Origin of the sequence: Streptomyces sp. NPDC021562 (assembly GCF_040640875.1) — a bacterium.
Lineage (GTDB): Bacteria > Actinomycetota > Actinomycetes > Streptomycetales > Streptomycetaceae > Streptomyces.
The window spans coordinates 1-5765 of sequence record NZ_JBFACN010000065.1 but is presented as its reverse complement, the minus strand read 5'-3'; the positions used below and the strand labels follow the sequence as shown (position 1 = coordinate 5765).

Annotated in this window: 2 protein-coding genes; both read right to left on the bottom strand. The window is 73.7% G+C overall.

Annotation, left to right across the window (positions count from 1 at the left end; genetic code table 11):
• Positions 1-3851 (bottom strand): amino acid adenylation domain-containing protein (locus AB0G52_RS40735; protein WP_361344297.1); only part of this gene is annotated, 3851 nt, incomplete at its 3' end.
• A gap of 247 nt (positions 3852-4098) precedes the next feature.
• The gene (locus tag AB0G52_RS40730) at positions 4099-5400 is read right to left on the bottom strand and encodes an MFS transporter (RefSeq protein ID WP_361344294.1); all 1302 of its coding nucleotides are present in this window, start codon (positions 5398-5400) and stop codon (positions 4099-4101) included.
• Positions 5401-5765 lie beyond the last annotated feature (365 nt).

The window sequence follows — 5765 nt, the reverse complement described above, 5'->3', positions numbered from 1 at the left end:
CGGTGCAGGCCTGGGGGGAGCATGACGACGGTGGCGCCGGCGATGAGGGGCCAGAAGATCTCGACGGCGGAGTCGTCGAAGCTGAGGACGGTTTTGTGCAGGACGGTGTCGCCGGGGGTGAGGGGGTAGTGGGCCTGCATCCACTGCATGCGGTTGGTCCAGCCGGCGTGGGTGGAGGCGACGCCCTTGGGTGTGCCGGTCGACCCGGAGGTGTAGTACACCGAGATCAGGTTGTCCCCGGTGACACCGTTGTCCACCGCCGTGGGCGAGGACTCGGTGAGCGTGCCCGGCCCGCAGTCCAGGACCGTGAGCGACCCCGCCGCACAGTCCGCCAGCGACTCGGCGCGCTGCCCGTCCACACAGACCAGCGGGGCGCCCGCGTCCGTCAGCAGGGTGACCACCCGGCCCACCGGCAGGTCCGGGTCGAGCGGCAGGAACGCGCCGCCCGCCTTCACGATGGCCAGCAGGGTGACGGCCATCTCGGCGGAGCGGTCCATCCAGAGGCCGACGGGGGTGTCGGCGACGACTCCGGCCTCGCGCAGCCGGGCGGCCAGGTGGTTGGCGCGGCCGGTGAGTTCGGCGTAGGTGAGGGTGCTCTCGGAGTCGGTGACCGCCGGCGCGTGCGGGGTCGCCGCCGCCACCGCGTCCACCAGATCCGTCAGGAGACCACCGGGGTACTCGACGCGTTCGCCCAGCCCGCCGCCGAGCGGCGGCAGTTCGCGCTCCGCGGCACCGGACTCCAGCCCGATGCGGTCCATCGGCCGCTCCGGGTCGGCGACCGCCGACCGCAGCAGGGTGATGTAGTGGTCCACCATCCGTCGGATGGTGTCCTCGTCGAACAGCGACGAGGCGTACTCCCAGATCAGGGTGATCCGGTCGCGGTCCGGGTGGTCCTCGCGGCCGGCCCGCTGCTGGGCCCGCGGCACCACCACGATGTTCATGTCCATCTTGGACGAGCCGTTGTGCCGCTCCAGGACGGTGCCCCGCACCCCGGCGAACTCCAGGTCCGGGACGATGGCGTTGTGGAAGCTGAACATCACCTGGAACAGCGGGTTGATGGACGGCACCCGCGGCGGGGCCACGGCCTCCACCAGCCGGCCCAGCGGCACGTCCTGCCAGTCCGAGGTCTCCATCAGCACGTCGTTGACCCGGCGCCGCAGGACCTCGAAGCCCGGGGAGCCCGAGGTGTCCAGCCGCAGCGGCAGGGTGTTCACCACCATGCCCAGCATGCGCTCGGTCTCCGCGAGCCTGCGGTTCGCGACACCCGAACCGACCACCAGGTCGCTCTGGCCCGAGTAGCGGCTCATCAGGGCCGCGAAGCCCGACAGCATCGAGGCGTACAGCGTCACCCCGGAGCGCTCGCTGGACTCCCGCAGCGCACGGCTGAGTTCGGCCGGCAGCTCGATCCGCAGGGCCGCGCCGTCGAAGGACGGGACACGGGGCCGCGGCCGGTCCGTCGGCAGATCCAGCACGAGCGGGGCGTCCGCCAAGTGCCGCTTCCAGTACTCCAGGTGACGGTCCAGCACGTCGTCACGCATCCAGGCACGCTGCCAGGCGGCGAAGTCGGCGTACTGGATGGGCGGTTCGGGCAGCGGTGACGGCCGGCCGGCCGCCAGCTCGGGGTAGATCGCCCGGATCTCGTCGAGGAGCACGCCGAACGACCAGCCGTCGTGCACGAAGTGGTGCTCCACCTGGACGAGGGTGTGGTCGTCGGCCGCGTGCCGGATCAGCAGCCAGCGGGCCAGCGGCGGTTCGGTCAGCTCGAAGGGACGGCGGATGGTGTCCCGTACGACCTCCTCGGTACGGCGCTCCCGGTCCGCCTCCGGCACGTCCTGGAGGTCGACCACGGGCAGCCGTACCGCCATCGGCGGACGGACCTCCTGCATCGGCACGCCGTCGACCGTGGAGAAGGCCGTACGGAAGATCTCGTGGCGGCGGACCACCTCGGTGATCGTGGCGCCCAGCACCTCGGCGTCGAGCGGGCCGCGCAGCCGGATGGTGGCCTGGGCGTTGTAGGCGAGGTTGCCGGGGGAGAGCTGCTCCAGGAACCAGATCCGCTCCTGGGGGAAGGACAGCGGCAGCGGACGGTCCCGGGGCACCCGGACCACCGGCGGCAGCGGCGGCGCGCTGCGGCCCAGCCGGTCCAGCTCGGCGGCCATCCGGGCCACCGTGCGCTTCTCGTAGATGCTCGATATCGGCAACTCGGTGCCGAACTCCGAACGGACCCGCGCCGCGAGGCGTCCGGCGAGCAGCGAGTGACCGCCCAGCAGGAAGAAGTCGTCGTCGACACCGACCTCGTCGATGCCGAGGAACTCGGCGGCGATCTCCGCCAGCCGGCGCTCGGTCCCGGTGCGGGCCTCGGCCCCGCCGCCGCCCAGCCCCAGCGACGCGCGGTCCAGGGCGGGCAGGGCGGCCCGGTCCAGCTTGCCGTTGGGCAGCAGCGGCAGCCGGTCGATCAGCGCGACCGACGGCACCATGAAGTGCGGCAGCCGGCCGGCGGCGAACCCGCGAAGCTCCAGCGGCTCCGCCGACGGCGCCACGGCGTAGGCCACCAGCCGGTCCTCGTCGCCGACCCGGCCGACGACCACCGCGACATCCTGGACGGCGGGGTGTTCGCGCAGCACGGCGGCGATCTCGTCGGGCTCGATGCGGAAGCCGTTCAGCTTGACCTGCTGGTCGATGCGGCCGAGGAAGTCCAGCTCGCCGTCGGGCGTCATCCGTACCAGGTCGCCGGTGCGGTAGGCCCGCTCGCCGGGGGAGTCCGGGTCCGGCACGAAACGGTCGGTGGTCAGGTCCGCCCGGCCGATGTAGCCGCGGGCCACCCCCGCGCCGCCGATGACCAGTTCACCGGGCTCGCCGGGCGCCACCGGGCGCAGCGACTCGTCCAGGACGTAGAGGCGCACGCCGTCGATGGCCCGGCCGATGACCGGCTTGCCGCCGCCCGGTACGGTCCGGGACACCGAGGCCCACACGGTGGTCTCGGTCGGGCCGTACGCGTTGAACATGGCCCGGCCCGGCGCCCACCGGTCGACCAGCTGCTGGGGGAGCGCCTCACCGGCGCACACGATCGTCTCCAGGTGCGGCAGTTCCCGCTCCGGCACCATCGCGAGCACGCTCGGCGGCAGGGTGATGTGGGTGATCCGGGCGTCGGCGAGGAAGTCGCCGAGGCCGGGCCCGTACAGGACGTCGCGGCGCGGCGGCAGGACCAGGGTGGCGCCCGAGCACAGCGCCATGGCCAGCTCGAAGACGGACGCGTCGAAGCTGGGCGAGGCGAACTGGAGGACCCGGTGGCCCGGTTCGACGGTGAAGGTGGAGCGCTGGGCTTCGGCCAGGTTGGCGAGCCCGCGCTGGGTGAGCGTCACGCCCTTGGGGCGGCCGGTGGAGCCGGAGGTGTAGATGACGTAGGCCGCGGACTCCGGGCGCAGCCGGGGCAGCGGGAGGGGCTCGGCCGGCGCGGTGCCGTCGGCGGGGTCCGCGAGCGGCACGCCGAGGGAGCGCAGCCACTCGGGCGCGTCCGCGTCGGCGATCACCAGCGCGGCACCCGAGTCGCTGATCATGTACGACAGCCGGTCGGCCGGGTACGAGGGGTCCAGCGGCAGCCAGGCGGCGCCGGCGTGGACGACGGCGAGGACGGAGGTCACGAGGTCCAGGGACGGCTCCAGGAACACGCCCACCGTCGCCCCCGGGCCCACGCCGAGGGAGCGCAGCCGGGCGGCCAGGGCGCGGGCGCGGGCGGCGAGTTCGGCGTACGTCAGGTGCCGGTCGCCGAGCTCTGCCGCGGGGCGGTCGGGGGTGGCTGCTGCTTGCCGGAGGAACTTGTCGAGGAAGTGTCCGGAATCTGCTGGTGTCACGGAAGTCTCCATGAAGGCGGTGACGGACGGGCGAGGACCGGGGGACCGGGGCGTTCCGGTCGCCCTGCTTCGGCGGTTGCGGGCAGACGCGGGCGGACGTCCGGGAAAGGGTGGTGCGCGTGAGCTGCGTGAGCGGTGCCGCGACGGCGATCATCGATCGGTACAAGAACGCTAACCGCGCCACGACGGCCGGAACGGCACTGTCACAGGCAGTCCAGGAGGCACTTCCGGCTGCCGGTTGTGCCGCTCAGCTCTCCTGGACGGCCTCGGGCGGGGTCCGGCGGGACAGCGGCGAGGGCAGGATCCACAGGCAGGCGGTGAGGGCCCCGGCCGCGGCGATCCACAGCGTCGTCCGCAGCCCCAGCGGCCCGGCGACGGCACCGGCGAGCAGCGCGGCGAGCGGCCGCATGCCGAGGTTCACCCCCTGGTAGGCGCCGAACACGCTGGACCGCATGGCGTCCGGGACCTGCGAGGTCAGCAGGGTCGCGGCGGTGATGTCGATCCAGATGACGCCCATCGCCGAGCCGAACTGGGCGCCGACCAGCATCGGCAGGACCGTGCCCCCGGAACCGTGGGCCGCGGGGACCAGCAGCAGCGGCGCGGGGGTCGCCAGGCAGCCGAGCAGGAAGGTCCGCCCCACCCCCAGGCGCCGCGTGAGCGGGGTCGCGGAGACGGCGCCCACCACCGCGCCGACGGCTCCGGTGCCCAGCACCGTGCCCAGCAGGCCCGCGCCGAGGCCCAGCGTGGTGGTGGCGTACAGCACGAAGAGGGTGGTGGTCACGAAGCAGAAGAAGTTGACGGTGGCGGTGGCGGCCAGCGCCGCCCGGATGGTCCGGGAGCGGACGATGAACCGGCCGGCCGCCCGCAGCCGGGCACGCTCCTTCGAGGGCGGTGCCTCCTGGGGCGCGATCCGCGCCAGCTGCACGGCCGAGACGAGGTACGACACCGCGTCCACCAGCAGGGCGACGGGCGCGGAGAACAGCTGCACCAGGAAGCCGCCGGCGCTGGGGCCGACGACCTTCGCCATGGCCCGGCTGCCGCTGCCCAGCGAGTTCCCGGCGACGTAGTGCTCGGGCGGCACCAGGGCCTTGAACACCGGGGGGTTGCACACCTCGAAGAGGACCGACAGCAGCCCGACGCCGAACGCCACCGTGAACAGGACGGTGAACGTCAGCGTGCCGAAGGCGTACACGAGAGGCAGGCCGAGCAGCAGCGCGAAGCGCCCCAGGTCGGCGGCGATCATGACCCGGCGGCGGTGCCTGCGGCGGTCCGCCCACAGTCCGGCGTACGGCCCGAACAGCAGGTGCGGCAGCCAGACCGCGGCGCCGAGGTAGCCCATCTGGGCCGCGCCCGCGTGCACCACGGTGACGGCGATGAGGGGGATGGCGAGGGCGGACACCTGGTCGCCGAGGTACGACACGGTCCCCGCGGTCCAGTACCGGCGGAACGCGGTGTCGTGCAGCAGGCCGGGGATCCAGGACAGGGCACGGGAGAGACCAGCCGGTCGGGTCGTGGCGGGGGCGGTCTCCTCGGGGGCGGACACGTGCACGGGAGGGCCTTCCTGTGGTCGTCGGGCATGACGTGCGGCGGGATGCCCGTGGACGCACGGCATGCCGGGACCTGAGAGGACCGCCCGGCGCGGGGCGCGGACCGGTCGGGGGCACGGCATGGCACACGGCCACGACCGTTCGACGACCCGGCGGCCCGGGAGCGCGTGACCCGGCCGGGGTGAGGTGTGGACCGCCCGTCCCACCCTTCGCACCCACCGGCCGAACCCCCACGATAGCGCGCCGTCCCCCGCGCCGACCTCCCCCGCCCCCTAGGGCGTGTTGCGAAAGTCCCGCCTGCCGCGCGACGCCATGCACGCACTCTCGCCGCACCGGGCCCTGACCCAAGTACGTCCAGTACGTGGAT